At 53.8% G+C, this 4,402-nt stretch carries 4 protein-coding genes; 1 reads left to right on the forward strand and 3 read right to left on the reverse strand.

What is annotated here, in order from left to right; all coding sequences use genetic code 11:
* Nucleotides 1–39 precede the first annotated feature (39 nt).
* Nucleotides 40–912 (reverse strand): LysR substrate-binding domain-containing protein, encoded by an 873-nt coding sequence (locus tag ACT3RQ_RS17575; protein ID WP_087108193.1) that lies wholly within the window; start codon nt 910–912, stop codon nt 40–42.
* 101 nt (nt 913–1,013) lie between these two features.
* Between ACT3RQ_RS17575 and ACT3RQ_RS17580 the strand changes: the two genes are divergently transcribed.
* Nucleotides 1,014–1,892 carry a DMT family transporter gene (locus tag ACT3RQ_RS17580; RefSeq protein WP_444680983.1) on the forward strand — a complete coding sequence of 293 codons (879 nt, stop codon included), beginning with the start codon at nt 1,014–1,016 and terminating at the stop codon, nt 1,890–1,892.
* Between the two features lie 132 nt (nt 1,893–2,024).
* Here the strand turns inward: ACT3RQ_RS17580 and ACT3RQ_RS17585 are convergent, their stop codons facing one another.
* Both ACT3RQ_RS17585 and ACT3RQ_RS17590 read right to left on the reverse strand, forming a co-directional pair.
* A complete protein-coding gene (locus tag ACT3RQ_RS17585; RefSeq protein ID WP_172118103.1) occupies nt 2,025–2,798 on the reverse strand; it encodes an RsiV family protein in 774 nt (257 codons plus the stop codon).
* A gap of 109 nt (nt 2,799–2,907) precedes the next feature.
* On the reverse strand, nt 2,908–4,402 hold a 1,495-nt coding region (locus ACT3RQ_RS17590; RefSeq protein ID WP_444680984.1), incomplete at its 5' end, for a hypothetical protein.

Raw genomic sequence — 4,402 nt, forward strand, 5'->3', positions numbered from 1 at the left:
TATTAAGTCGATTAATCATTCAACGCTTTACACTTGATCTTATAGCGCCTCGCTGGGGGCCGCTAGCTGTTCACGAATCAACTCGCCCAAGCGCCGAGCTGGCTCGGATGGCCGATGAGGCGCACGGTGCAGCGCCAGCTCGATCATGGGCAAGGCGGGCAGGCCGCTACTTTCATCCAGCGGGCGCAGTGAAGGTGTCAACATGCTGCGTGTCACCACGACAACGGCAAGCCCGGCAATGACAATCGGTGCCAACCCCGCCATCGACTGGCTGGTATACGCCACCCGCCAGTTACGCCCGGCGCCATGCAGCGCCTGCTCGGCGACTTCCCGAAACACGTCGGCGCCTGGCGAGTAAAGCGCCAGCGGGATAGGGTCGCTGAGTAACGGCTGTTGGTTAACCCCCACCGCCCAGACCAGCGGCTCACGGCGGATAACATCGCCTCCGGGCGAATTACGTTGGCGCGTCACCAGGGCTAAATCAAGCTCAGCAGCTTTTACCTGGTCAACCAAGTGGGCGCTTGTTCCGCAAATAACCTTTAGCCCCACCGCTGGATAAAGCTGGTGAAAGTAAGCAAATACCGATGGCAACAGCGATGCGTAATCTTCTGGAATTCCCAGCGTCAGATCCCCGGTTACCTGCTGGGCCTGCATATCGCCCCATGCTTCGTCATTAAGCGCCAGAATACGCCGAGCGTGAGTAAGTAATCGCTCACCGTCAGGTGTAAACCGGATACGTCGCCCATCGCGTTCATGCAGGCTGAGCGACAGCTGAGCCTCCAGACGCTGAAGCTGCATACTCACCGTGGACTGCGTGTAATCCAGCCGTTTAGCCGCCGCCGTGACGCTACCGGTATCGGCAATCGCTACTAGCGTACGTAGCAACGTGAGGTCTAACGTTGGCGCCCGCATATATCACCATAATTGATTAAAACAATCATAAAAGATTGATATTGTGATGTGTTATTGGCGAGTATGCTGCGTTGCATATGTTCCAGGCAAGGAGATCATTGATGCAACGTACACACTCCCCTGTGGTGTTTCCTCGTTGGTATAGTGTTGGCGCCGCGCTAGTGGCTGTCATCCTGTGGAGCGTGGCCCCCTTGCTTGCTGAACGTGCTCACTCTTCTTCGCCCTTGCAGCTAACCGCTTTAACACTGCTAGCTGGCGCATTTGCCACACTGCCGCTAAGCCGCCGCGTTACTACCACTCACTGCAAACTGAACTGGCAGTTAGGCATCTGGGTAGGTATTCCGTTGTTGATATTGGGCGCAGTAAGCACTTACTTTATAGGTATGCGCCTTGCGCCTGCGGCCGAGGCTGCGCTTATCACGTACACCTGGCCAGTACTTTTTGTGTTGTTAAGCCAGTGGAGCCGCTTTGGTCGGATACGCTTGGCCGGTATTACCGGGGCGCTGGTTGCCTTTTCAGGGGCTGCCATTCTGCTCGTACCGCAGGCATCAGGTAATGGTTTGGGGGGAGCAACGCTGGGTTATGGGCTCGCCTTGCTTGCCGCCTGCTGCTGGGCACTCTATTCATGGTTAAGCCAGGCCGCACCCGTGTGCATTACGCCACTTCTTCCTCGCCTGCTGCTGATTGCCTGCGCCATCGCGACGCTTGCCAGCATCGGAATGGAAGGCCAGCTGGTTCTACCCAGCAGTGAAGCGCTACTGGCGGGCGTTGCGTTGGGGTTAGGGCCTTACGGAATCGCCATGGTAGCCTGGGATAAAGCCCTGCGCTGGGGGCATGCAAGCCTGGTTGGCAGCCTTGCCTATGGCGTGCCCATTTTAGCGGGCCTTTTGCTGGTACTTGCGGGCGTTAGCGTACTGGATTGGCGCTTACCCACTGCGGCGCTGCTGGTAGTGGTGGGCTGTTTAAACGCTGGCCGGTGAGACTCATCGCCATCCCCATGCCTGCTTATTAATTAATGAATAAGCAGCAGAGCAGGAGCATTGAGATACTGATTAGCTCCTGCCCCGCACGGGCTGTTTACTTCTCCAAACAGCCAATTACCTTACCGATTCTCATTGGCCTAAATAACGAGGCTCAACAATCCCTTTTAATTCCTCAACAGGGATCGTTAACTCAGGCTGCCCCATCACATAGGGAGCAATTTCGTACACGTTGTATTTTACCATCCACTCCTTTTCAAGCGGTGCCACGTTGGTGCTGTCAGTAAATGGCCAGCTGGACGCAAAATCCTCACCAACATCCTGCTCACTCATCCAGCGCTCATGCGCCTCGGCTAACGCTTCATCAAAACCCTCCTGACCGCCAGCCATGAGCATATCATCGAGAGTCACCACCTCATTCAAACGCTCATCAATGACCATGAACTGCGTGGATGGTAAACCGTGGGCCTGGCCTGCATAAATCACATAGCTATCAAGTTCAAGCACCAGAAGGTCGTTCTGACGGGAAAACACGCTGGCACTCAGCTGTGCTTCACTCGCCATCGGGTGAGGCAGCCTGGTATTGTCCTCTTCAGCACGATGAAAAAACTCATCCGCGAAGTGATCCCAGTCGTCAGCGGGCGTGTCGTCGCCATCGGTGATACCCAAGGCAAGCGCAAGCAGGCGTTCTTGCACCTGCTCTGTTAATGCGGAGTTATCAGGAAACGTTAATGCAGAGATCTTTACCGTTGAACAGTGCTCATCCTGACAATCAGGAGATGAATACTGCTTATCCAATGGCTGGTATGCGAGGGCGCTGGTATCGGCCGTTTCAGCATTAGCTGATTGGCAGACACTAAGCAGCAGAACCGCAGCGGGACATACACTCATTTTCCAACGAAGCATATTTTATCTCCATGTAAGGCATTTTGTCGGGCGCCAAGTTGAGTCTAGTCATACTTAAGCGCCCTTGCCCACCAAGAAGAGAAACAACAGCTTAAAATAGCGTAATCAGTTACATATTGGGCTGCATTTGCGCCGGCTCAGCGGTTACGTCAAGTTCAAACAACCCGCTGCTCGCCGTGCTAAAGCCACGTGCAATGACCGTATAGGTACCCGGCAGCAATTGCTGTTGCAGTTGCGCATTGGTACCGGCACCACCATCGTCATCACTAACAGCGACACCTTCGCCCTCAAGTTCCAGATAAGCATCAAAGTCGCTGGAGCGCATACCAATGGTGACTAATGAGCTTTCGGCTAGCTCAAGCTCGTACACCAGTGACTCACCGGTATACCAACCGTTTAACGTTTCACCAAGCGTGATTGCACCGCTGTTACGCAGCTCGACCCCTTCAGGTAGCTCTTGCGGTGCCAAGGTAATTCTGAATAAACCGCTATCACTGCCATAAGCAGTACGCGCCGTTAACTGATAAGTACCGGGCTCAAAAAAATCAGCAATACGGGCATTCAGGTTATCGCCGCCATCGTCATTTTCACGGTAATAGCCATCAGGACCTTCGAGCACTAGATAAGCATCAATATCATCCGACATCATGTCAATCTGGTACATGCCCGCTTCTTCAATTTCAACCTGATAGCTAAGATTCTGGCCGCTATACAAACCATTTAATGAGTCGTTGGGCACAATGCTGCCGTCGTTGCGCAGCTCGCCATCGCCGGGTAACTCGCGCGACTCAGCAGTCAGCGTGAAAAGGCCAGCACCTTCGTCATAAGGTGTGCGCGCCGTTACGGTGTAGTCACCCGGCACTAGGAAGTCTGAAATTCGGGCGTCCAAATTACCCGCGCTATCGTCGTCCTCTCGGAAATAGCCATTTGGCCCGCTAAGCTCAAGATACGCATCAAATTCATCGGAACGCATTTCCAACTGATACATGCCCGCTTCTTCGATGGTCAGCGTATACTCACTAGAAGTGCCATCCAACCAGCTGTCCAGTGGAGCATCAAGGGTCAATACCGTGCTATCGCTTAGTTCAACCACTCGGCTGTTCAACGTATAAGGGCCGTAACTGTTGCTATCAGCACCGCTGACCACCACCATGTAATCGCCCGCTTGCTCAATACGGTGGCGTGCAGTAGGCGCTACGCTCAACAGCTGAAGCTGATCATCATAAAGCGCTACGATGCCATTCAGGGCACCGCGCAAACTAAACTCAACCAGATCACTCTCATCAAGCGTCATCATGTAGCGGTCGTAGCGGCTTCCATCATTGCCATTAAGCAGGTCACTGGCCGTAATTTCCCCACGCAGTTGCTCGCCAAGCGTAATGCTATCCAGCCCCGCCAGTGCAGTTTGTTCGGCGGTTTGAGACGCCACCGAGGAAGAGGAAGATGCATCGGAAGAGAGCGTCTGTGCAGCTAAAAAGCCGACAACAGCTCCCCCTACCGCAACCACGATTAGCGCAAAAGGAGAGGATTTAGCCATTAGGGCGTCCTTGATCAATGACGGAAGGATGGGTCGTTCAGCAAGATTAATAATACGTAATGGTAAG

Origin of the sequence: Halomonas sp. AOP43-D1-4 (assembly GCF_052446175.1) — a bacterium.
Lineage (GTDB): Bacteria > Pseudomonadota > Gammaproteobacteria > Pseudomonadales > Halomonadaceae > Vreelandella > Vreelandella citrativorans.

Bases quoted from the DNA above. Each gene is read 5' to 3' on its own strand.
- ACT3RQ_RS17575 (WP_087108193.1), bottom strand. From the start codon at position 912: ATGCGGGCGCCAACGTTAGACCTCACGTTGCTACGTACGCTAGTAGCG.
- ACT3RQ_RS17580 (WP_444680983.1), top strand. From the start codon at position 1,014: ATGCAACGTACACACTCCCCTGTGGTGTTTCCTCGTTGGTATAGTGTT.
- ACT3RQ_RS17585 (WP_172118103.1), bottom strand. From the start codon at position 2,798: ATGCTTCGTTGGAAAATGAGTGTATGTCCCGCTGCGGTTCTGCTGCTT.